The organism is Enterococcus sp. AZ194, assembly GCF_051713825.1.
In the GTDB taxonomy this organism is placed as follows: Bacteria; Bacillota; Bacilli; order Lactobacillales; family Enterococcaceae; genus Enterococcus_K.
In genome coordinates this window covers 2,946,424-2,969,345 of sequence record NZ_JBIOQR010000001.1, presented here as the reverse complement: position 1 = coordinate 2,969,345, position 22,922 = coordinate 2,946,424, and the positions used below count along the sequence as shown (strand labels likewise).

At 36.3% G+C, this 22,922-nt stretch carries 20 protein-coding genes; 13 read left to right on the top strand and 7 right to left on the bottom strand.

Annotation, left to right across the window (positions count from 1 at the left end):
- Positions 1-27: 27 nt before the first annotated feature.
- From IGI37_RS13960 to IGI37_RS13950, 3 genes are all read right to left on the bottom strand, one after another.
- On the bottom strand, positions 28-303 hold the full coding sequence (locus IGI37_RS13960) for a DNA-binding protein (RefSeq protein ID WP_438762679.1): 276 nt from the start codon (positions 301-303) through the stop codon (positions 28-30).
- 44 nt (positions 304-347) lie between these two features.
- Positions 348-1,196, bottom strand: a complete 849-nt coding sequence (locus IGI37_RS13955) for a rolling circle replication-associated protein (RefSeq protein WP_438763657.1) — start codon at positions 1,194-1,196, stop codon at positions 348-350.
- 215 nt (positions 1,197-1,411) lie between these two features.
- Positions 1,412-1,783, bottom strand: coding sequence for a hypothetical protein (locus IGI37_RS13950; RefSeq protein WP_438762678.1), 372 nt, complete (start codon positions 1,781-1,783; stop codon positions 1,412-1,414).
- Between the two features lie 181 nt (positions 1,784-1,964).
- On the opposite strand from IGI37_RS13950, the gene IGI37_RS13945 reads away from it, so the two are divergent.
- The 6 genes from IGI37_RS13945 to IGI37_RS13920 all read left to right on the top strand — a co-directional run bounded on the left by IGI37_RS13945 (position 1,965) and on the right by IGI37_RS13920 (position 10,041).
- On the top strand, positions 1,965-2,330 hold the full coding sequence (locus IGI37_RS13945; RefSeq protein ID WP_438762677.1) for a helix-turn-helix domain-containing protein: 366 nt from the start codon (positions 1,965-1,967) through the stop codon (positions 2,328-2,330).
- A gap of 84 nt (positions 2,331-2,414) precedes the next feature.
- Positions 2,415-2,828, top strand: a complete 414-nt coding sequence (locus IGI37_RS13940) for a Cro/Cl family transcriptional regulator (protein WP_438762676.1) — start codon at positions 2,415-2,417, stop codon at positions 2,826-2,828.
- 28 nt (positions 2,829-2,856) lie between these two features.
- Positions 2,857-4,461: a hypothetical protein gene (locus IGI37_RS13935; protein WP_438762675.1), complete on the top strand. Its 1,605-nt coding sequence runs from the start codon at positions 2,857-2,859 to the stop codon at positions 4,459-4,461.
- A gap of 655 nt (positions 4,462-5,116) precedes the next feature.
- Positions 5,117-6,541, top strand: a complete 1,425-nt coding sequence (locus IGI37_RS13930) for a reverse transcriptase domain-containing protein (protein ID WP_438762674.1) — start codon at positions 5,117-5,119, stop codon at positions 6,539-6,541.
- A gap of 566 nt (positions 6,542-7,107) precedes the next feature.
- A complete protein-coding gene (locus IGI37_RS13925) occupies positions 7,108-8,316 on the top strand; it encodes an MFS transporter (protein ID WP_438762673.1) in 1,209 nt (402 codons plus the stop codon).
- A gap of 345 nt (positions 8,317-8,661) precedes the next feature.
- Positions 8,662-10,041 carry a gluconokinase gene (locus IGI37_RS13920; RefSeq protein ID WP_438762672.1) on the top strand — a complete coding sequence of 460 codons (1,380 nt, stop codon included), beginning with the start codon at positions 8,662-8,664 and terminating at the stop codon, positions 10,039-10,041.
- Positions 10,042-10,262: 221 nt separating this feature from the next.
- Here IGI37_RS13920 and nrdF read toward each other — a convergent pair whose 3' ends face one another.
- From nrdF to nrdH, 4 genes are all read right to left on the bottom strand, one after another.
- Positions 10,263-11,228 carry a class 1b ribonucleoside-diphosphate reductase subunit beta gene (gene nrdF / locus IGI37_RS13915; RefSeq protein WP_438762671.1) on the bottom strand — a complete coding sequence of 322 codons (966 nt, stop codon included), beginning with the start codon at positions 11,226-11,228 and terminating at the stop codon, positions 10,263-10,265.
- Between the two features lie 98 nt (positions 11,229-11,326).
- Positions 11,327-13,486, bottom strand: coding sequence for a class 1b ribonucleoside-diphosphate reductase subunit alpha (nrdE, locus tag IGI37_RS13910; RefSeq protein WP_438763656.1), 2,160 nt, complete (start codon positions 13,484-13,486; stop codon positions 11,327-11,329).
- Positions 13,476-13,844, bottom strand: a complete 369-nt coding sequence (nrdI, locus tag IGI37_RS13905) for a class Ib ribonucleoside-diphosphate reductase assembly flavoprotein NrdI (protein WP_438762669.1) — start codon at positions 13,842-13,844, stop codon at positions 13,476-13,478. The genes nrdE and nrdI overlap by 11 nt, the downstream gene beginning before the upstream one ends.
- A gap of 1 nt (position 13,845) precedes the next feature.
- Positions 13,846-14,070, bottom strand: a complete 225-nt coding sequence (gene nrdH / locus IGI37_RS13900) for a glutaredoxin-like protein NrdH (protein ID WP_438762667.1) — start codon at positions 14,068-14,070, stop codon at positions 13,846-13,848.
- 376 nt (positions 14,071-14,446) lie between these two features.
- Between nrdH and IGI37_RS13895 the strand changes: the two genes are divergently transcribed.
- The 7 genes from IGI37_RS13895 (at position 14,447) to IGI37_RS13865 (ending at position 22,869) form a co-directional block, all read left to right on the top strand.
- The gene (locus tag IGI37_RS13895) at positions 14,447-14,917 is read left to right on the top strand and encodes a FeoA family protein (RefSeq protein ID WP_438762664.1); all 471 of its coding nucleotides are present in this window, start codon (positions 14,447-14,449) and stop codon (positions 14,915-14,917) included.
- The gene (feoB, locus tag IGI37_RS13890) at positions 14,917-17,076 is read left to right on the top strand and encodes a ferrous iron transport protein B (RefSeq protein ID WP_438762662.1); all 2,160 of its coding nucleotides are present in this window, start codon (positions 14,917-14,919) and stop codon (positions 17,074-17,076) included. The genes IGI37_RS13895 and feoB overlap by 1 nt, the downstream gene beginning before the upstream one ends.
- Positions 17,076-17,210: a FeoB-associated Cys-rich membrane protein gene (locus IGI37_RS13885; protein ID WP_438763655.1), complete on the top strand. Its 135-nt coding sequence runs from the start codon at positions 17,076-17,078 to the stop codon at positions 17,208-17,210. Before feoB ends, IGI37_RS13885 begins: the two co-directional genes overlap by 1 nt.
- Positions 17,211-17,351: 141 nt before the next feature.
- Positions 17,352-18,008: a GntR family transcriptional regulator gene (locus IGI37_RS13880; protein ID WP_438762660.1), complete on the top strand. Its 657-nt coding sequence runs from the start codon at positions 17,352-17,354 to the stop codon at positions 18,006-18,008.
- A gap of 1,183 nt (positions 18,009-19,191) precedes the next feature.
- On the top strand, positions 19,192-20,385 hold the full coding sequence (locus IGI37_RS13875; RefSeq protein ID WP_438762658.1) for a quaternary amine ABC transporter ATP-binding protein: 1,194 nt from the start codon (positions 19,192-19,194) through the stop codon (positions 20,383-20,385).
- Positions 20,378-22,096, top strand: coding sequence for an ABC transporter permease/substrate binding protein (locus tag IGI37_RS13870; RefSeq protein WP_438762656.1), 1,719 nt, complete (start codon positions 20,378-20,380; stop codon positions 22,094-22,096). The genes IGI37_RS13875 and IGI37_RS13870 overlap by 8 nt, the downstream gene beginning before the upstream one ends.
- A 170-nt stretch (positions 22,097-22,266) precedes the next feature.
- A complete protein-coding gene (locus IGI37_RS13865; RefSeq protein WP_438762654.1) occupies positions 22,267-22,869 on the top strand; it encodes an ABC transporter permease in 603 nt (200 codons plus the stop codon).
- Positions 22,870-22,922 lie beyond the last annotated feature (53 nt).

Below are 22,922 nucleotides of genomic sequence, written 5' to 3'. Positions count from 1 at the left end.
AGACAGCTTTACGAAGACAATCAAGGCTTAAATTTTTAATCTACTTAAGAATTTTTGAATATCTGCACGATCAAATCGCACTTCTTTACCGAATGGGATCACTTTTAAACCTCTATCAATCCATTGATTTAATCGTTCATCTCCGATTTTCAGAACTCTTTTAACTTGTTTTCTATTTGGATAAGGCGGAAGCTCATCAACCTCAGAATCCAGTTTTTTTGATTTTTGTAATGCTTGAATCACATTTTGAGTGATGATCTCTATGAGAATGTCATCGTACTCAATTGGAATATCTACTTTCATAACACACCTCATATACAAGAACGTTGCTACCACGAATGATGAATTCAATGAACAGTTGATTTCTTGTCTTTCTTTATTTTTGTATAGGTCACTTTGGATTCTTCAAATTCGATGACTTGTTCAAAACGGTTTTCTTCATTCAGCACTATTAAAAATTTCGGTGTTTTACGAATGTAGTTTGTTGAGAACAGCACATCGAATTCCTCTTTATTGATTTTTTTCTCTGTCAGTCTTTTTGTTTCTCTCGGAAGTTTCAGATTTTGAGATTTGAAAAAGGCTTTTTTCTTATGCTCTTTGATATCCAAATCTTTATCAAAATACTTACTGACATATCTTCCTCGGTTTTCGGCAGCGTCCACATCGATCTTATTGATCCAAACTAATCCATGTCCCCAAATCTCCATCAATCGTTCATGAGGAACGAAAGGGAAGGAGAACAGGATGATGTGGTAGTGGATCGCTCCACGTTGTTGCTTTTCCCACGTTGCGAGATATTTGATTCGGGATTTCTTCGTTTTATAAATTTGGTAGTTTAATCGTTTAATAAATTTCTTGAATTCATCATTCGTAGTAGCAATGTCTTGGATGTTTTCTTTAAAGGTGAGTGTTAAGAATTTTGTGTTTTTATCAAAATTTTCGTCAACTAATCGTGCAATCTCAAAGCGCATATTTCGATAATGTTTTGATTTTCGTTTGAGACTGTCATATTGTTCTTTTGCAGTTAAGTCATCAAATTTTCTATTTCGTTTATTTAAGTTTTTGATCCATTCAGGGGATTCATGTTCGTATTCAAAGGATTTCTTTTCATTGATTTTGTAAATAACTGGTTTTTCATATTCCCAAATTTCGATATACGTAGGAGTTTCAATGACTTTTTGATTGTAAGATTTCAGCAATCATCATCGCTCCTTACTTTTTATATTCAGTTTTCAATGAGCGAGAACGAGTCCATCTTTCGACAGATGTTGTCCTATATATCAAGTAAAGGAGCAGAACGGCTGCGCCGCCCTGCTATCCTGCTTATTTATTGTGCGGTTTTATCGAAATGAACGGCTTTGGCTGGGGCCAGCCGTCCATTTCGAAATCACCCAACAAACAAGCAGGAGAATTAGTTGGCGGGTTTGTTTACTTGGTTGTTAGTGATATTATTTGATTTTTGGTTCATCAACTTTGCGGAATCAGCGGTCGCTGAGAGTCCATAGTTTACAAATTGTCCATTGGCTCGACCCCAAGGTGAAATGATCAGATTTTCAAATGAAACAAATCGTTCACTGTCCGCTTCAAGTTCTTCTTTAGTTAAGACTGGATGTTCACTAGCTACTTTGACATTGATTTTTTCGTAGCGAAGTTTGGATAAGACACATTCGTAACTCCATCCCAAGGCTTCACCATCCTTTTGCCATCTTGCGACATTGACGAGTCGGTATTCTTTTTCTAGTTTTTCTTTTGGTAAGATGAGATCACTGATTTTGATTGGCATAAATATTTTCCTTTCTGATATACGAATTTATATACGTTTTTTATTTAAAAAAAGTAGAGGCCTCTACAACTGTTATAATATACGGTTCGATATACGAAGTCAATAGTTTTTCGAGAAAGACATATACGAATCGATATACGTGTGTTATGCTGTATATGAAATCATATAGGAGGAGATAGAAATGTTTGGATTACTACAACCGAATAAGGAGAAAGTTGGCGCACGGTTGAAACAGATCAAAGACGAAATGAACATTTCGTTTACAGAATTTGGCAGCCGTTTAGGATTAAAGAAGCCAACGATCAGTTCGTATGTCCAAGGATATAATTTAGCTCCGATCGAAGTGATCGAAAAAATCTCGAAAATCAGTGGACGATCGGTGGGATGGTTTTATTTCGGTGATATAGAAGAATACATTGCGGATTATCTTACCTTAAAAGGTCAAGGAGAGTTGATAGAGGATTACCCTGACGTAATTAAGGAAATAAAGAATGAATTTTTCAATAGCGAATTTAAAAATCCCGGATGGGAAAATGAAGTAGGGTAGCCTGAAGAAGAGTTTATTGATGATTTTTTTTCAGATATTTTCCCAAGTATATTAGATCGTTATGTTGGTAAAATAGTTACTGAGGTGATAGAGCACTCTGAGAAAGTACAATCACTTACTAAAACGGAAAAAAATGACGCACTAATTATTGTTTATACAGAAGTTATTGATTATGTTGAAATGAGCGGGGAAATTAAGTACGGTGATAAAGAAGAAATAGTTGAATTAGTCAATCAGTCAATAAAGAATCTTGATAGGAATCCAAAAATAGAATTTTCAGAAGAATATTTGATTGGAAAATTGGTGAACGTACTTAATGATGACAAAAAAACCGAAAAGATGATTTCAGATTTGTCGGAGATAATGATAGGAAAATCATTCTCAACGTTTTTTGGTGGTAAAGAGTTGGTTGAGATATTTCAAACTATGCGTCCAGCTCTGATGAAATTATATGCGGAAACTTCTGTGGAAGAAGTTTATGAGTGGTTTGAGAAATAGTACAATCGTTTAAGATGGAGTGTGAAAAATGATGAAGATTAAGGATTTGTTGAGTTCTGAAATTGTACCTATTACAGATAATAAGAATGCTTTAGTTGGTTTGGATGAAAAATCATTAAGGCAATTATTGAGTGAATACTACAAAGGTGAAATGAAGGTAAAAGAGATTATCGGAAAATATAAACTTAATATTTCCAAGGATGTCTATTTTTCTAGAGATTTACCTCTCTTCTACAGTAACGTAAAATGTCCATATGATGGTGAAAGACTAGTAACGAAATTTCCAAGTAAGTCGAGCCTAGCATCTTCTTCGTTAGATTATTATTGTATAAAATGTGGTCATAATGAATATAGTTCTAATTCTAAAGAATGTTCGTGTGATAATTGTAATGAAAAAGAAAAAAACTTGGAAAGAAAGATTCGAGATATTATTGATGATATTTATGAAGATAGTGAGGTTGAATTGGATAGTATATCTATAGAAGATAGGTTAAATTTAGCCACTTTATTACAAACGAGTGATGTAGATTTTGGGTATCTAATTCCTCCTTTTTGGAATTATAATACATCAGATAACTGTATCTCGATAGAAATTGTTAGAGACCTGATAAAAAAAGATATTTTAAAAATATCAAAGCAAAACTCCTTGTCAATCTTCTCTAATATTAAAGATTCAGGATTTTCATATAACATTGAAAAAGTGCTTTTATCTTTGAATATCGTTAGTGATGAAATAAGTTCGGAAAATGAATTATTTGAAGAGATTAAGTATTTTAATAAACCCAAATTTAATTCAGTTGACGAAAAACGCTTATTATGGAAAAAAATAGTCTATAAAGAATTATATAAAATGTTTGTTTTGTTGATGGAGAATAGTAAATTTACAAGAGAGTTAGGAGATCAAAAAAAAGAAGCGAAATTGTATAATGCATTTGACAAGTGGATAGAAAATTATACACCTTCTCAGATTTATGCAATCTTGTATAAATCAATTAAGGAAGCCGACAACAAAAGAACCAGTGGATACATGGGGAATTTTAGATTCAATGAAATTTCATTCATTATTAAACTGAGTGATGAAATGATCGTTAAATATGAAAAAGAAAATTGGGCTATACGACACTATAATTATCCGAAACAATTAGAAATAAATTTACAAACCAAAATATTCTTTTCTAAAGTTATTAAATTTCCAAACTGGTTCGATTCAAAAATCTTTACTAACTCTCAGTTAGAAATTATGGTTGTTGAAGATGAAGAGCGTGTAGTTAGAAACTACTCTAATTATATAAAGAAAAGAGAAGTTAATGCACTTGACAATCATGTGATTTCTACTTTAAGGAGTGCAGTTTACTATAGTGTGAACTATTATGGCGTAGTGATATACGATGGATTAGTCAATTGTCTTTTCGCGACAAAGAAGGATCTATGGGACAATCGCGAAAATCTGGTTGAAGCAGGAAACATTAAAGATGAATGGACAAAGGAGAGTGTTGAGGAACAAATATCAAGAGGTACAATGTTTTATGTAGAGAATAGCTATGCTCAGTACATTATCTATTTAATTATCAGTGAACTAATTAGTTCAAATGTTCCAACCAAAGAACAATGGAATCTGAAAGATGATGAATAAACGATTTGTTGAATATCTTTTTTTTGAACTACTCTATAATTTATAACAGGTTGCATTGATGATTTAAACATCTATTAATCTTTGTAAAACCTTGTACAATACAACTAACTAACACCACCAACAGAGTTTTTCCTTTTAACATAAGCTACTAAAAAATGTAGAAAGGTACAAGAAGATAGTTATAAAAAAATTCCATGGCGTATTGATAGACAGCGTTCATTTATTGAAATCATTGTGCTATAATTAACATGCTAATATCAGCAATTAAATTGTTGGGTATTAGGTAATTTGTATAACAAAGTAAAGTGATTTGACTTCAACAGAAGTAAATTGCCTGTCGTATACAGAGCTTAATCTTAATATTAATATTAAGCTCTGCATACTAAGTATGGTAACCAAGACTGTCAGAAGAATCATTTCGCACCTCCAAGAGTAATAATCTGTTGGAGAAACTTTCTTAGTTATATCATATACTATTTGTATTTTGTGAGCATTTGCTCACCCCGCCATATTACGGATGCGGTAATAGCCTTAATTGGCAGAAGTAGAGCCTGAGAGTCGCGTCTTAGGCAGTGTGCAAAGTAAATTATATAGTAGCGGGACTAAATTTACTGTTGTTGCTCCAATAAAAAACTAGTGGACTGAGGGACTCGAAATGAATAAAGATGTTTATAAATATCCAACAAAAAAATATCTTCATTTTGATAAAATTACTAGTTTTAATTCAAAGGTAGAAAAGTATGTGGATGGGTTTGAAAAAAATCCTACGCATAGTTTTCTACCTTTGATTTTTAATGAAATCTGCGTTGAAAAATTTAGAGATTTCAAAGATGATCCTGACAATGAGAACAAAAGTAGAAATGGTCGAAAAATTCCAGTCAAGGAAAAAATAAGACCAATCATGTACGCCTCTCATATAGATAATTACATATATAAGCATTACGGTCTTCAATTAAATGAACTATACAATACCTATGTTAGTGAAAAAAAATTTGATAGTTCTGTCTTGGCATATAGGACTAACAAACATGGGAAAAATAATATTCATTTTGCTGCAGAAGTAATTAATTTTATAGCAAAGAATCCTGACTCTTTTGTTTATGTAGGAGATTATACAGGATTTTTCGATAACTTAGATCACGAATACCTTAGAAGAATGATCAATCTTTTATACTACGATAATAGAATGCCTGATCATCAATTTAAGATTTATAAAAGTTTGACAAGCTACTCTTATATTCACAAGGAAGATATAAACTATTTTGTTGCCCCTGATGATGAAATATATGCTAGTCGGAAAAATTCTTATTTCGATGATTTTTCTGAATTTAGACGTTTCAAAAAAATGAATAGTTATCATTTTAATGACGGGGAAAAAGTTGTTAGAACAAATAAAGAGAAAAAAGGAATTCCACAAGGCACGGCAATAAGTGCGATATATTCAAATATATATATGTTAGAAATAGATGATTTTATTTCAGATTTGATAAATATATGGGGTGGGATTTATCGGAGATACTCAGATGACTTTATTATCGTTATACCTGAAATAAGTGATGGCCAATTTGATAACTTAAGGGAAGAAATAGAAAATAATATTTTCGTTAAAACTAAGATGTCCATTCAAAAAGAAAAGACTAATGTAATGTATTTTGATGGGAAAATATTGAGGAAAGTAGACTCTCGTGCAGTTGCCAAATTAGATTATCTAGGTTTTGTGTTTGATGGAACAAATGTTAAGATGAGAGAAAAAAGTATTACAAAGTTTTATAGAACCGCGTATAAATTAATTAAAAAGGGAGAAATTATTTCCAAACAGAAAGGACATACTGGAAACAGAAAACGATTAACCTATAGACGTAAATTATATCAAAATTATCATCAACTTGGGGAACGTACAGATATCAAATACCATTATAAACAAAGAGAATTTGGAACATTTATTACATATGCTCGAAAATCTCAGAAAATTTTTGACATGATATCACCTAGGACTAACAATCTAATGTCGACTCAAATAAGAAATCATCAAAGAAATATCCGAAGAAAATTGAATGAATCTAAAAAGGAATTAAGATAATAAGCTTTCTCATTTCAGTTTAAATTGACTCTTTATCCTCACTCAAATTGATTTTTGATATACTGGCGATTTTTTGACTATCTTTTTGACCATACTTTGTAGATTTAGTGGGACTATATCAGAGTTTTTCATTGATCAGAAAATCCTAGAAATCCCATTCTAATCAGCGACAGGTGCTACTAAGCATCTAAGTTACCAACACAGTAAAATAATTTTTATTTTTATCAAAAGGATAGGTTCAGATTTTTGGTGGAGATTTTAGAGTATCCGTTATAATCATGAGTCTCTTGATTTAACAAGAGGAGTAGCGACACTCGTTTAAAAAAATAAATGATCCTATTTTTGGCGGCATAGAGAGCTTTGAATAATACATAAAAAATGATTCGAAATTTAAGAGGCCTATGATTTTGAGGACCAGTTTAGTTAGCTACAAGGCGAATAGGCTGACGAAACTGAAGTAAACAAAATTGGCGAAAGGAGTCCCGGATGAAACTATGGTAATAAACCTTGCTTAGATTAAACAAAAACAGAAGAGCAGTTGTTTCTTCTAAGTGAGGATGAAAAATATGAAAAATAATCAAGCATATATAAAATTAATTGTAGGACAAGTTTTAGCCAACATCGGCGACACAATATATACCGTAGCAATCGTCAGTTCCGTTTTTGCATTAACAAATTCAGCTTTAGCGGCTTCGATGGTTCCGGTAATCATTACAGGAGGAATGGTCGTTTCAGGATTGTTAGCCCCGGTGATTACTGCGCGGTTTTCTATAACAAGTATCATCAAAATAAGTCAATCCTGTAAGCTGTTCATTTTATTTCTTTTAGCTGTTTATTTACAGTCAAGAATCAATCAACCAAATATTACGCTCATATATTTATTGGTTGCAGGGATTGCTTTCTTTGATGGATTTACAGAGTCAATAAGTATGGCATTAGTCCCACATTATGTAGAAAAAGAGTATTTGATAAAAGCCAATAGCCTATTTAGTACACTTTTACAGTTAGTTGGTATTGGAAGTTGGGCAATAGGTTCTTCACTACTAATCCTTTTTTCAGTTGCACAGGTTGTCTGGTTAGATGTTGGTGTCTATGTGCTATCAACGATCAGTTTACTATTACTTCCTAAAGTTAAGATAGACTCAGACTTGAAGCAAACGAGCAAAGAAGAGCTTCTGAGTGGCTGGAAGGGAATCAAAAAATATGAAGTGATTCAGACGGTTATCAAAATGGATCTCCTAGAGACGATTGCAAACACTATCTGGGCCTCTTCGATTGTTTTAGTTTTTGTAAAAGAGGTTTTACATGTTTCTGAGAGCTGGTGGGGTTACATTAATGCGACTTTTTTTGTTGGCGCAATGATGGGCAGTCTTATTGTGATGAGAGTATCAGAGTGGATTGATCATCATAAATCTAGCTCAATTTACTGGGGCTCTTTTCTTGGAGCGATAGTAACAATTATTGTTTCATTGAGTTGGAATCCAATATTTGTGTTAATCTGTTCGGTTCTGATTGGTTTGTTTTCTCAAATCAAGAATATTCCTCAAGCAACGTCTATACAACAAAATATACCTAAAGATCAACTAGCATCTATTTATGCTTCAACGGGAGTATTAAATACCGCAGCATTTTCAATTTCTATTCTTTTGATGGGGATTATCTCAGATGTTTTTGGTGTTAGGACCGCATTTTTTATTTCAGGACTGCTATTACTGATTGTTGCCAGGATTACTAGAAAAAAGAAGCACTTATTTGATGAAAAAAGAAGTGTTTAATCCACTAATTTCTAGTTAAAAGGTGACAAGTAGTAAAAATCTGAGAAGCGTCATAACAGAAATTGTCTTTAAGTATTCGCTGTATCCTATGAGTAATGGGATACAGTTTTTTTATTTTTAAACTTTCTCAACGAACTAAAGGGCCAGCAAAGTTTATTCGTATCTTTTGATAGACATTCCTATGACGGTAAAACAATTCAAAATATGTGTACTTGTGGGAATCATTCATTTCTATAAATGAGCGAATTTTTTAGGATCGATATTGGACACGCTTACCTTTTTTTGCTATGTTAGTAGGGAATACAGCGAATGTGTAATTGAATAAATAATTGAGGTTGAGTAGAGATGAGCGAAGTATTTTTAGGAATCGATGTTGGAACGACAGCCATAAAAGTAGGCGTGATAGATAATGGTGAGTTAGTGTATGACGTGGCGAAAAAGGTGACCACTTATTATGGGGAAGAGGGGGAACGTTATCAACTTGCTGCCGAATTGCTTCAAGTACTTAGTGTAGCGATTCAGAGAGTTCCTTTGACTCTGAGAGAACGAATTGAACGAATCGGCTTTAGTGTAGCTATGCATAGCTTGATGCCTGTACAAGATGGTCAGGCTGATAAAGTTTATATCTGGTCAGATACGCAGGCAACAGAGATAATTGAACAATTTCGTGAAACAGATTTAGCCAAAAATTTCTATCGGAAAACGGGAACGCCGATTCATACGATGTCTCCGTTTGCCAAAATCTTGCATTTTAAAGAGCAAGGTTTATCTGATAAAACAACTCACTGGTACGGCCTAAAGGAGCTATTAATGCGGGCTTTTACTGGGGAGTATCTATTAGATTATTCGACGGGTTCTGCAACAGGGCTACTTAACCTTGAAAGTTTAAACTGGGATGAGGAGATTCTCCAATTTTTAGGAATCTCAGAGGAGCAGCTAGCACGATTAGTGGCGCCTCTCCATACATCAATAATCTCTCCGGGAATAGCTGGAACGCTAGGCTTATCCAAGAATACCAAAGTTACAATTGGTGCCAGTGATGGCTGTCTGGCGGCTTTTGGGAGCTATGTTTCAACTGGGGTTCCTAATAGCTTGACGATTGGGACTAGTGCAGCGATTCGACGAGTCACAAAACAAGCCATTTTTGATGAGGAACGTCAAAACTTTTGTTATTATTTAGCACCCAGATTGTATATTGTGGGTGCGCCTTCCAATAATGGCGGCTGTGTTTTAGAATGGGCAAGCCAAACGTTAAGTGACTCAGAGACCATGTTTTATGAAACCTTGAGTTCCAAACTGGAAGAGTCCCCGATTGGCGCGAATGGTCTTCGATTCCATCCCTATATTAATGGGGAACGCGCACCATTTTGGCGAAGTGGCATGACTGCTGAGTTTAAGTATTTATCGATTCAGCATACGAAAGCAGATTTAACTCGAGCAGTAGTTGAAGGTGTGCTAATGAACATTCGAACATTGAAGGAGATGGTAGGAAAAATTAGCGAGCTGACGCTAAGTGGCGGTTTCTTTAAGAACACCACGCTTAGAGATTTAACTGCTGATTTATTAGATACTACCTGCTATCATGAAAAATCAACAGAGCCTATCTTTGGATTATATTATCTACTGAATCAGTCAGTAGTTCAAGAGGAACAAAGGGCTGCTATCCAGCCCGACAATCAAAAGGTCAAACAATATGCTAAGCTCGCTGAAGGATATTTTGAGTGAAGTGTAAAGAAAGACTAGGTTCATATAAGATAGCCTCAGCAAGCCGAGGTTTTGAGTTTCCATAAGACAATCAATTCCTACCATCCTTCTTTGGTCTCATGAAAAGTACTGGAAAGCCAATTACCGATAGCTTTCTTACACCTCGATATTATATAATCCCCTTGCAGTTAAAAAACAAGCCCCAACTCATCGTATTTTTTCTGATGAGTTGAGGCTATTCTTTAGTCTAATCCGATTAAGTAATCGTCATCTTTCATTGCTTCAACGGTTCCTAACAGATAGCCGTTCCCTACTTGCGAGAAGAAGTCATGGTTACTTGTACCTGTTGAAATTCCGTTCATTACGATTGGATTAACATCATTGGCTGTATCAGGGAATAGTGGATCCATTCCCAAATTCATTAGCGCTTTATTGGCGTTATAACGTAAGAAGGTTTTTACCTCTTCAGTCCAGCCTAACTCATCGTAGAGCTCTTCAGTGTAACGTTCTTCATTTTCATAAAGTTCATAAAGAAGACCATACATCCAGTCCTTCAATTTTTCTTGTTCATCGTCGGGTAATTCATTAAAGCCTAATTGGAATTTATAGCCAATATAGGTACCATGAACAGATTCGTCACGGATAATCAGTTTAATGATTTCTGCCACATTAGGTAATTTATTATTTCCTAAGTAATAAAGAGGCGTATAGAATCCAGAATAAAATAGAAAAGTTTCTAAGAAGACACTCGCGACTTTTTTTTCTAACGGCGTGCCGTTTTTATAGATCTCGTTGATAAACTCTGCTTTTTTTTGCAGGTAAGGGTTAGTGTTGGTCCATTCAAAAATTTCTTCGATTTCTGACTTAGTGTTTAAGGTACTAAAGATCGAAGAATAACTTTTAGCATGGACAGATTCCATAAATTGAATGTTATTTAAGACAGCTTCCTCATGTGGTGTACGGACATCATTTCTAAGCTGTTCCATCCCACTTTCTGACTGAACAGTATCAAGTAAAGTTAAGCCACCAAAAACGTGCCCAACAGTGGTTTTTTCTAAATCTGATAGTGTCCGCCAATCATCTAAGTCATTGGATAGGGGAATTCGTGTATCTAGCCAGAATTGTTCCGTTAGTTTTTCCCAGGTTGATTTATCGATAATATCTTCAATCTCATTCCAGTTTATAGCCTCATAATACGTGTTTGACATGAGTTATCCTCCTCGTTTTTTTCAATAGAAACCAGCCGCTCAATGAACGACTGGTAAAAGTCTAGGTAATCCTAAGTTTATCTAGTCAGTCACAAAGGTTAGATGACACAACTTTCGCATTGGTTGCTACCAATTTCTTCTGCATCGTCTGTAAATGTACGAACATAATAAATTGATTTAACCCCTTTATGGAAGGCATAGTGGCGTAAAATATTCAGGTCACGGGTTGTTTGTTTGGTTGTATCTTTCCATTCATACAGACCTTCAGGAAGTTCTGAGCGCATAAACAAGGTTAAACTCATTCCTTGATCGACATGTTTTTGTGCTGTTGCATAAACGTCGATTACTTTACGCATATCCATATCATAGGCTGAGGTATAATAAGGAATCGTGTCATTAGCTAAATAAGGAGCTGGATAGTAAATTTTACCAATTTTCTTCTCTTGACGCTCTTCAATCATACGAGTAATTGGGTGAATACTTGCACTCGTGTCATTGATATACGAAATAGAGCCATTTGGTGCAACTGCCAGACGATTTTGATGATAAAGACCGTCTTTTTTGATTGCTTCACGGAGTTCTTTCCAATCTTCGGCTGAAGGAATAAAGATATCGTTGAAGATTTCTTTGACTTTTTCGAATTTTGGTTGGTAGTCTCCTGTGACATATTTATCAAAATAGGTACCACTTGCATAGTCTGATTTTTCAAAATTATGGAAGACTTCGCCATATTCCTTGGCAATGGCATGACTTTCAACTAGCGTCCAATAATTTAATAACATGAAATAAATATTCGTAAAATCAAGTGATTCCTCAGAGCCGTATTCCATATGATTTTTAGCAAAATAAGTATGCAGTCCCATAGCTCCTAAACCAATTGTGTGGTTTAGTTTATTGCCGTTTTGAATAGAAGGAACAACATCAATATCAGAAGCATCTGTGACAAATGTCAAAGCACGAGTCATCGCGCGAACAGATTTACCAAAGTTTGGGCTATCCATTAGGTTTACAATATTAGTTGACCCTAAGTTACAACTAATATCTGTCCCCATAACATCATATTCTTGTTTGCCGTTAATTACAGAAGGCTCCTGTACTTGTAAAATTTCAGAACAAAGATTACTCATAATAATTTTTCCATAAACCGGATTTGAACGGTTTGCAGTATCGATATTTACGATATATGGGTAGCCTGATTCTTGTTGTAATTTTGAGATTTCATTTTCAAGATCACGCGCGCGAATCTTTTGTTTACGAATATTTGGATTTGCGACCATATTGTCATATTCTTTAGTGATGTCCACATATGAGAAAGGAACACCGTACTCTTTTTCAACACTATAAGGGCTAAACAAATACATATCGTCATTATTTCTAGCTAATTCATAGAACTTATCTGGCACAATCGTCCCTAGAGAAAGTGTTTTAACTCGAATCTTTTCATCCGCGTTTTCTTTTTTTGCAGAAAGAAATTGAATGATATCTGGATGAAAGACGTTTAAGTAAACAACACCGGCTCCTTGACGTTGGCCCAATTGATTGGAGTAGCTAAAGCTATCTTCGAATAATTTCATCACGGGAACCACGCCGCTTGCTGCCCCTTCATATCCCTTGATTGGCGCACCAGCCTCACGAAGATTCGAAAGAGTAATCCCAACGCCGCCACCAATTCTAGAAAGTTGTAATGCTGAATTGATTGAACGGCCAATTGAGTTCATATCGTCGGTTACTTGGATTAAGAAACAAGAAACCAATTCACCACGGCGTTTACGTCCAGCGTTTAAGAAAGAAGGAGTCGCTGGCTGGTAGCGTTGATGAATCATTTCATCAGCAAGAGATAAAGCAAGCTCTTCGTCTCCATTGGCAAAATAAAGCGCATTAAAGGCAACACGATCTTCGTAGGTTTCTAGATAAGCCGTTCCATCGTTTGTTTTTAATGCGTACTGAGAGTAAAACTTGTAAGCTGCCATAAATGATTTAAACTGAAAGTTCTGTTCGTCCAAAAATTGATAAAGCTTTTCAATAAAGGTCATTGAGTAAAGCTTGATAAATCCTTCTTCGATATAATCATTTTTTACTAGATAATCAATCTTCTCTTTAATAGAAGAAAATGTCATCGTGTTAGGTGTTGCATTCTCCTTGAAAAATGCAGCTAACGCTTCTTGATCCTTGTTTAACGGGATTTGTCCATTAACCGGACGATTAATCTCATTGTTTAGCTTAAAGTAGCTAACGTCTTTTAAATTTTTAAGACTCAAGTTCATTCACAACCTTTTTTATAATGTCGACATCTTCAGAGGTGCCGCTAAACTCAAGTGCATGGAGCAGAGGCACTTGATAATTCTCTGCCAATTGTTTTGCTGCGTAAACAAATAACTCGGCAAAATTTCGATTGCCGCTACCGATAATTCCTCTTAATAGAAGAGAGTTATCTTGATGGTCTAAAAAATCATAGACGACATCCATAATTTCCTGATCATAAGTTGGCACAGCAAGTACAAATGGTTCTTTTATCTCAAAAAAAGGATTTGCAGGCTCAATTTCATAAGCAGGCAAATCCAACTTTTTAACAAACCTTCTAGTCTGACCCGTCATGGAGAAGAAAACAATCTTCATATTAGCTAGCTAATTGTTTTAGTTGGTCAGGGCGGAAGCCGATAACAGTTGTTGAATTAGAAGTAGTTACTGGAACAGTTTGAAAACCTTGTTCTTTTAACCAATCAACAGCTTCTGGTTGATTATCAATATTAACTTCTTCAAATGCTATATTATTCTCGCTTAAGTAGCGTTTCACCATTTTGCATTGCATACAATTATTTTTTGAAAAGATTTTTACGTTCATTATAAGTTCCTCCCGAATGGATAATTTCTATACTCATTAGTATAAATCTATCTAGGAAAAAGTCAATCTAAAAACACTATATATTGTGTTGAAAAAAAAGAGAGACACCAAGTTTAGTGTTTTGAAAAAATATGAAAGCAAGAATTGCAAGGGTGAAAACAGTTTTCTAAAGTAAAAAAACTTTAAAAAATTTTTTCGAAAAAGACGAAATTTTGAGGCGATTGAAATGAATTTATTTTAGACTAATTCGCTAGTTTTTTCACAATCTCATTGACTTTTATGGAGGAAGGGAGTAATCTTATTGAGAACGATTATCAATTTCAATGAGTTTTCTTGGAATTAAAAATATGAAAATAATTCACAAGGGGAAGTTACTATGTTATCTCTTAATCAAGCACAACATAATCGAGTGTATCAGATAAAAGCAGTCAATGCTGAGGAGTCAGTCAAAAAGCATTTAAGTAACTTGGGTGTCATACCAGGGGGAAAGGTTGTATTGATTAATACATCTGGTGAGAATGGCATTGTTTTATTACACAATAGTAGAATTGCGATTAACCAGACTGTTTTAGAATCTATTTTGATAGATGAACCCTCAGAGAATCCAGCAAATTGGCTTTCATTAGACCAACTCGTTGTGGGAGATTCGGGGCAAGTGGTTACGATTCATGGGACAGGAGCTGTTAGACGTCGTTTAATGGATATGGGTCTAACTAGAGGCACGTCAGTTTATATAAGAAAGTTAGCTCCTTTAGGTGATCCAATTGAGATTCATGTTCGTGGGTATGAACTAACGTTGAGAAAAAGTGAAGCTGAGTTAGTGCTAATTGAAAAGGAGGAGAAATAATGAGTGACTACCAGATTGCTTTAGCAGGGAATCCTAATAGTGGGAAGACTAGCACGTTTAACCACTTGACTGGGGCTAACCAATATGTTGGAAACTGGCCTGGAGTAACAGTAGAAAGAAAAGAAGGGCTCCTAAAATCAGATCGAACTGTCCGAATTCAGGATTTACCCGGGATTTATTCACTCTCTCCATACACACCAGAAGAGGTCGTTGCTAGAGATTATTTATTGCAGGGACAGCCTAGCGTCATTTTAAACATTGTTGATGCAACAAATCTTGAAAGAAATCTTTATTTAACAACCCAGTTAATGGAAATGGGTATTCCAGTTGTGATTGCTTTAAATATGATGGATATTGTTGCAAAACAAGGTAAAAAGATTAATTTAGAGAAGCTTGCGTATGGTATGGGGGCCCCTGTTGTTGGGATGAGTGCTCTAAAAAAACGTGGACTTCAAGAAGCTGTCAAGGAGACACTTCATGTAGCTAAACAATTTCCGGCTAAGGTAGATTTTCCAACCTATGATGTTCGATTAGAAACGGCCTTGAATGAGATTGTTGACGTTCTTGGTCAGACGGTTTTGGAAAAACAAAGTCGTTGGTATGCGGTGAAACTATTTGAACGTGACGCACGTGCCCAAGAGGAACTCGATCTTAGTGTGATTCAAAAGAAAGAAATTGAAGAAATTATTACGATTACAGAAAAAATCTTCCAGGAGGATAGTGAAACCATCATAATTAATGAACGGTATGAATTCATCAGTCGAGTCATTAGCCTCTGTGCGATTGAAAAAGATGAGATTCGGTTGTCATTTAGTGATAAAATTGATCAAATCGTGACAAATCGTTGGTTGGCCCTTCCAATTTTTGCTGGAGTCATGTGGCTGATTTATTACCTGTCTATTCAAACCTTGGGAACGATGGGAACGGATTGGGTTAACGATCAGGTCTTTGGAGAATGGATTCCAACTATAGTGGGCGATGCTTTAGCAAACTGGCAGGTAGCAGATTGGATGCAAGGACTTATTTTAGATGGAATTATTGCTGGTGTAGGGGCTGTTTTAGGCTTTTTACCACAATTAATTGTTTTGTTTTTATGTTTATCCTTTTTAGAAGACTGTGGTTATATGTCTCGGATTGCTTTTGTTATGGACCGTTTATTTCGGAAATTTGGCTTATCAGGTAAGTCGTTTATTCCTATGCTGATTGCTACTGGCTGTGGCGTTCCAGGTGTGATGGCGAGTCGGACAATCGAAAATGAGAAGGATCGTCGAATGACCATTATCGTGACTACGTTTATGCCGTGTTCGGCTAAGTTGCCGATTATCGCTTTGATTGCAGGGGCTTTTTTCCCTAACAGTAGTTGGGTCGCGCCTTCTGCTTATTTTGTCGGAATTGGTGCAATCGTTCTTTCGGGGATTGCCTTGAAAAAAACGCAGCTCTTTGCTGGAGACCCTGCACCATTTATCATGGAATTACCGGCTTATCATCTTCCGCAAGTAAAAAGTATTTTACGACAAACGTATGATAGAAGTAAGTCGTTTGTTAAAAAAGCAAGTACGATTATTTTTGTTTCTAGTATCGTTATCTGGTTCACGTTTTCCTATAATTTTGCGTTCCAACCGGTCGACTCTGACCAAAGTATTTTAGCGAGTCTGGGGCATGTGATTGCACCATTATTCGCGCCTTTAGGCTGGGGGAATTGGCAGGGGGCAGTTGCCACGATTACCGGTCTAATCGCCAAGGAAAATGTCATTAATACGTTTGGGATTTTGTTTGGCCATGCAGGAGAGATTTCTGAAAATGGACAGGAAGTCTGGTCAGTTTTACAAGGAAGCTACACAACAGTTGCGGCTTACTCATTCCTCGTCTTTAATCTGTTATGTGCGCCTTGTTTTGCAGCTATTGGTGCGATTCGTCGTGAAATGGCCAATGCTAAATGGACGTGGCTTGCAGTTGGCTATCAATGTGGCTTAGCCTATGCGGTCAGTTTTGTGATTTATCAATTCGGGCATGTCTTTTTTGAAAATGGATCAATTGGATTTAGTTTTATAAGTGCCGTTCTTGTATTGGCAGGAATGATGATTCAGTTACTGAAGAAAAACAAACAGAAAACCAACACAACAGTCACGCTAACAACAGTTGAAGGAGGGGCGAAATGATTGCGACAATTATTCTTTCGATTTTAATTTTTGGTGGTGCGGGTTATGTCGTGTATTCTCGTATCAAAACGGGAAAAACCTGTGATGACTGTGCGACAAGCTGTCCAGTCAAAACACAACAAAATAGTAAATAAGAGTGAGAGTGGAACGGACAGGATGACTACCCAGTCAAAAGACGGGCTAGTGTCCAGTGTCTTACACCACTCTTTTTTATTTTGCTTATTCTATCCGTTCATAGTACTATTAGCGTAAAGATATAATGTGAGGGAAATTTGATGCGAGAAAAAAAGAAGGTTGTTGTACCTAGATACCAACAAATCGCTGTCGAGTTGGCGGAAAGAATTATTGAAAATAGATACCAAGTGGGCGAAAAAATTCATGCTCGCTCAACATTAGCTAGCGCCTACAACGTCTCCCCCGAAACGGCTCGAAAAGCAATCAATGTTTTGGTTGATTTGGGAATTATGGAGGTTCGTCATGGCAGTGGGGCGTATGTTGCTTCTAAGGAGAATGCCAAAACCTTTTTGGAACAATATAAGGATGTTCAATCGATTCAAGAAGTAAAGGTTGAAATCATGGAGAGTGTTAAGCAACAGAAGGATGAGTTGGATCATTTTTCTAAGTTGTTGGATCAGCTAGTCGCTCAAACGAAACGGACTCACAGCATGAATCCATTTTTGCCATTTGAACTGGTCATTACATCAGATGCGCTTCATTTGGAGAGTTCAATTAGTGAACTGAATTTGTGGCATGAGACCAATGCAACCGTGGTTGCGATTCTTCATAAAGAAGAGTTGTTATTGTCCCCGGGGCCTTATGCGAAGATCTCAGAAAATGATACGATTTATTTTGTTGGAAATGAGTACGCGTTGCAACGAATGCAAAACTTCTTTTACCCAGGTGTTAGTTTGGAAACAGATGTGACACATTAGTTTAGTTAGTATAATTGGTAAGCTTCAAGGAGTGTACGAGGCACTTAATCTAGTGAAGTGATTGTTGTAAACATACAGCTTGTCTTCACTTCGTTGTGTAGGTTAAGGAATCACTGTCAATTGATAAAACAGTGTTAGGATGATTTAGTGGACCTATTTTGGGAGAGGATTATAGTAGCTTCGAACAATAATCTGGGTATGCTGAGATATGAATAAATTTTTGGGAAACTAAGTGCATTAGGCTACGTAAAGGTAAAAAAAAGAAATTCGTATATCGTTCCCAAGTGTCGTAGTAATTTGAAAAGAATAAAGAGGCTAAAAAAATTATCGCTTTCCAGATGGTTCATGCCCGTGATTCCTACACTTTTTTTACTCTTTATTATGCACAACAAAAAGATTCCTGGATAGAGTACTGAGGCATTTTTCTCAGTGTTTACTTTAGATACGGCTCCTGTTTTGATTTTTGTTAATTTCAATTAGGTAATCCGTAAGCTATTTTTTAAACTCATTTAAAAGAAACTGAAGGAGAGAAAATGAAGCTTTTTTTTATTAGTCAAGTTTTGCTGTATTTGAATTTATTGTTAATTCTTTTGATAATAGGATTTGTTTTTATTCTGCCTAACGAAATAACGGGGGCTTTAAGTTGGTTTTTAATACCTCTAGCTATATTTTTACTGGGCATAAATTTGCCCATATCTATGATTTCCTTTGCTATCTTTTGGAAAAAACTTAATAAAAAGATGGAATAGAGGCTGAGGTTGGGACAGAAGTGTTTTACTCCGAGAAATAAGAGGGAATCCACGAAAATTGCTCTTCAAATTTTTGTGAATTTCAGCTTATTTCCGAAGGAGTTGCTTCTGTGCTCACCGTTTATTCGGGAAATAGGAGCATGGGCATAACTTTTTGAGTTATGTCCCATGTCCCAGCCTCCTCAAACTCGCTTAAAGAAATTTTAAAGAATTAGTTGTGGGAAAAAAGTAAACCTAGTTAAAAAGAGTTGGACAGAATAACAGAATATAAGAGGCAGCTTATTCATGGTGATGAGCGGCCTCTTTTTTTACTAATTAAAGAGAAATATTAGCGAAACCTTCTTTTTGACAAAGTGACTACACCATGTTAATCTAGTGTAGTCACTTTGTTTTCAGAAAAGAAAATGAAAAAAGCGTGAAAAAGGAGTTTTTTTTTGATAAAAGTAAAAGTTAATCATTTAACAAAAGTATTTGGTAAGAAGGCACAGACAGCGTTAGCGATGATGAAAGATCAACGTCCTAAGACGGAGATTCTGGCAAAAACAGGCGCTACTGTCGGTGTGTATGATGTGAATTTTGAAGTGAATGAAGGCGAGATATTCGTGATTATGGGCCTATCAGGTAGCGGGAAGTCTACCTTGATTCGTCTATTAAACCGATTGATTGAACCGACTTCAGGAGATATTTACATCGATGGACAGGATATTGCTAAGTTAAGTAAAGAAGGTCTCCGTGAAGTGCGCCGTCATAAGATGAGCATGGTATTTCAGAATTTTGGCCTATTTCCTCATCGAACTATTTTGGAGAACACAGAGTATGGACTAGAAGTTCGAGGAATTCCCAAAGAAGAACGTCAGAAAAAAGCGGAACAAGCCTTAGAAAATTCAGGGCTAATTTCGTTTAAAGATCAATTTCCCAACCAATTATCAGGAGGCATGCAGCAACGTGTCGGGTTAGCACGAGCATTAGCGAATAATCCAGAGATTCTCTTAATGGATGAAGCCTTCTCAGCATTAGACCCACTGATTCGCCGTGAGATGCAGGATGAATTAATTGACCTACAAGCAACGGTTCAAAAAACCATTATATTCATTACTCATGATTTGAATGAAGCCTTACGAATTGGTGATCGAATTGCGTTGATGAAGGATGGCGAAATTATGCAAATTGGGACGGGAGAAGAGATTCTGACTAACCCTGCCAATGACTATGTTCGTGAGTTCGTAGAGGATGTCGATCGTTCGAAGGTGTTAACTGCCCAAAATATTATGGTTCCAGCGTTAACAACCAATATTGATATTGACGGACCGACTGTCGCACTCAATCGAATGCGTAAAGAGGAAGTTAGTATGTTGATGGTTGTCAATAAGAGACGTGAGCTGAAAGGGTACATCACAGCAGAACGTGCACTTGAAGCAAGAAAAACGCAGCGACCGTTAAGTGAATTTGTCGATGCAACGATTACAACGGTGGATAAAGAAATGCTGGTTAATGATATGTTTACGATTATTTTTGATTCGCCTACCCCACTTGCTGTTGTTGAAAATGGGCGCCTTCAAGGAGTGATTATTCGAGGGAGTGTACTAGAAGCATTAGCAGAAACGAGTGAGGTGAGTGAGAATGAATAATCTATTAACGAATCAATTACCGGTAGCTGATTGGGTCGAGAGAATTACTGAATGGGTGACTAATAGCTTTTCTGGCTTATTCTCCTTAATTCAACGCGGCGGACAATCATTGATGGATAGTATTACGAACGGTTTGGTGCAAATTCCGCCAATTCTGTTTATCCTCGTATTGACACTAATTGCGTTTTTAATTACTCAAAAACGCTTTGGACTAACGATTTTTACGTTTGTCGGATTACTTTTCATTTATAATCAAGGGTTGTGGACGGACTTAATGAGTACCGTTACATTGGTCTTGATTTCTAGTGTGGTTTCGATTGTTGTCGGCGTACCACTGGGCATTATCATGGCTAAAAGTAGCAAGGCTCAAAGTATTATTACACCGATTCTTGATTTTATGCAAACTATGCCAGGATTTGTTTATCTGATTCCGGCAGTCGCCTTTTTCGGAATTGGTATGGTTCCTGGGGTTTTTGCCTCAGTGATTTTTGCATTGCCACCGACCGTTCGTTTTACTAATTTAGGGATTCGTCAAGTGCCTAAAGAGTTAGTAGAAGCGTCAGATTCATTTGGCGGAACGGCTTGGCAAAAACTTTTCAAACTAGAATTACCTCTAGCTAAAAATACGATTTTAGCTGGGATTAATCAAACGACAATGCTTTCTTTATCAATGGTCGTTATTGCTTCAATGATTGGTGCACCAGGATTGGGACGGGGCGTTCTTTCCGCCTTACAACGTGCGCAGGTCGGGAATGGGTTTGTTAACGGGGTCGCACTGGTTATTTTGGCAATTATTGTTGATCGGTTCACTCAACATCTAAACAAACCTAAAACGGCAGCTTCAAAAAACGGTTCTAAAAAAAAGAAATGGTTAACAGTAGCAAGTGTTGCAGCGATTCTTCTGGCAGGAATGGGTTTGAGTGCCTTCACCGGTAATGAAAAAAATCAGAAAGAAATCAATTTGGCGTATGTTGAATGGGACACTGAGGTTGCTTCAACCAATGTTGTTGCAGAAGTTTTAAGAGAAATGGGCTACAAGGTCAATGTGACACCACTGGACAATGCGATTATGTGGGAGTCCATTTCAAAAGGCGAGATGGATGGAATGGTGTCTGCATGGTTACCAAATACACACGGCTCTCAATACGCGCAGTATAAAGAACAAGTGGAGGATTTGGGTGAAAACTTGACAGGCGCGAAGGTTGGGCTTGTTGTTCCTTCTTATATGGATGTGAATTCAATTGATGAATTAACAGAGGAAGCAGAAAAAACAATTACCGGCATCGAGCCAGGAGCGGGCGTGGTCAATGCGGCCGAAAACACAGTAAAGACCTACTCGAATTTGAGTGATTGGAAGGTTGATACCTCGTCTTCAGGTGCAATGACTGTGGCGTTAGGTCAGGCGATTAAAAATAAAGAGGAGATCGTAATCACTGGGTGGTCCCCGCATTGGATGTTTGCCAAATATGACCTTAAATATCTAGAAGATCCTAAAGGTGGAATGGGTGATGAGGAAACGATTCATACGATTGCCAGAAAGAATCTAAAAGACGATCAGCCAGAAGTCTATCATTTATTAGATAATTTCAACTGGACGAAGGATGATATGGAGGAAGTGATGCTCCAAATTAATAATAAAAAGAATCCAGAAGTGGCTGCAAAAGAGTGGATTAAAAAAAATTCAGATTTGGTTGCCAGCTGGAAAAAATAACTGAAAGAAATCAGCAGGAATTACTTGAGCTAAAGATTCCAGATGTCCTCCTTTAATGGCCCCTAATAGGCTTGACTGAAAAAGAAATAACTGATTACTCGCAGAGAGTGGACAGTTATTTCTTTTTTGCTATAGAGGGGTAAAAGCTTCTAAAATGAAAGAGCAGAAGAATGGATCATTCATGGATAATGACGATAGATTTTATGATTTCACCAATTCAAAAAAGAAGCATCATGATGGGTTATTTTTTAAGTACCTTCTTGGTTTCATTATTGATTACCTTCGCAGTAGTGATAGTTGCTGAATGTTATATCGTTTTCTTATCAGGTGGCGTACTTTTGAGTGTAAAACAATGGGGAATGTTAGGCGTATCTTGTCTATTTACGATTTTTTGTTCCTCTGCATTTATGTTTTTTGTTGCAAGTTTTTTTCGCAGAATAGATACTTTTTCGACAATGACTTCAACCATTGGTCCATTATTAGGGTTTCTGACAGGGTGTTATGTTCCAATCGGTAGTTTACCTGAAACGGCACAGCTAGTTGTTACCTATTTTCCTCTTACAAGTGGTGTTGTGTTAATTAGAAAAGTCCTTACAGAAAATGTCTTCACTTCAGACAATGAGCAAATGGTCGCCACTGTCAAAGAAGAGTTGGGTATTACTATGGGTGTTCAATATGAGACGTTGGTTCCGTTGGCTATTCTTGCATTATCAGGGGTTGTCTTTCTAGCAATCGCTTTATGGAATATCAAACGCTATGAGTTCAAACGCTAATTCTTACTCTTAGTACATAAAAAATCAATAGAGAAAATGAGTGCTTCAGATGA

What these genes read in the sequence shown, in the direction of transcription:
- nrdF (WP_438762671.1), bottom strand. Translation starts at nt 11,228, where the DNA reads ATGTCAAACACGTATTATGAGGCTATAAACTGGAATGAGATTGAAGAT.
- IGI37_RS13895 (WP_438762664.1), top strand. Translation starts at nt 14,447, where the DNA reads ATGTTATCTCTTAATCAAGCACAACATAATCGAGTGTATCAGATAAAA.
- IGI37_RS13960 (WP_438762679.1), bottom strand. Translation starts at nt 303, where the DNA reads ATGAAAGTAGATATTCCAATTGAGTACGATGACATTCTCATAGAGATC.
- IGI37_RS13880 (WP_438762660.1), top strand. Translation starts at nt 17,352, where the DNA reads ATGCGAGAAAAAAAGAAGGTTGTTGTACCTAGATACCAACAAATCGCT.
- IGI37_RS13945 (WP_438762677.1), top strand. Translation starts at nt 1,965, where the DNA reads ATGTTTGGATTACTACAACCGAATAAGGAGAAAGTTGGCGCACGGTTG.
- IGI37_RS13935 (WP_438762675.1), top strand. Translation starts at nt 2,857, where the DNA reads ATGATGAAGATTAAGGATTTGTTGAGTTCTGAAATTGTACCTATTACA.
- IGI37_RS13930 (WP_438762674.1), top strand. Translation starts at nt 5,117, where the DNA reads ATGAATAAAGATGTTTATAAATATCCAACAAAAAAATATCTTCATTTT.
- IGI37_RS13925 (WP_438762673.1), top strand. Translation starts at nt 7,108, where the DNA reads ATGAAAAATAATCAAGCATATATAAAATTAATTGTAGGACAAGTTTTA.
- IGI37_RS13950 (WP_438762678.1), bottom strand. Translation starts at nt 1,783, where the DNA reads ATGCCAATCAAAATCAGTGATCTCATCTTACCAAAAGAAAAACTAGAA.
- nrdH (WP_438762667.1), bottom strand. Translation starts at nt 14,070, where the DNA reads ATGAACGTAAAAATCTTTTCAAAAAATAATTGTATGCAATGCAAAATG.
- IGI37_RS13920 (WP_438762672.1), top strand. Translation starts at nt 8,662, where the DNA reads ATGAGCGAAGTATTTTTAGGAATCGATGTTGGAACGACAGCCATAAAA.
- nrdI (WP_438762669.1), bottom strand. Translation starts at nt 13,844, where the DNA reads ATGAAGATTGTTTTCTTCTCCATGACGGGTCAGACTAGAAGGTTTGTT.
- IGI37_RS13870 (WP_438762656.1), top strand. Translation starts at nt 20,378, where the DNA reads ATGAATAATCTATTAACGAATCAATTACCGGTAGCTGATTGGGTCGAG.
- feoB (WP_438762662.1), top strand. Translation starts at nt 14,917, where the DNA reads ATGAGTGACTACCAGATTGCTTTAGCAGGGAATCCTAATAGTGGGAAG.
- IGI37_RS13865 (WP_438762654.1), top strand. Translation starts at nt 22,267, where the DNA reads ATGGATCATTCATGGATAATGACGATAGATTTTATGATTTCACCAATT.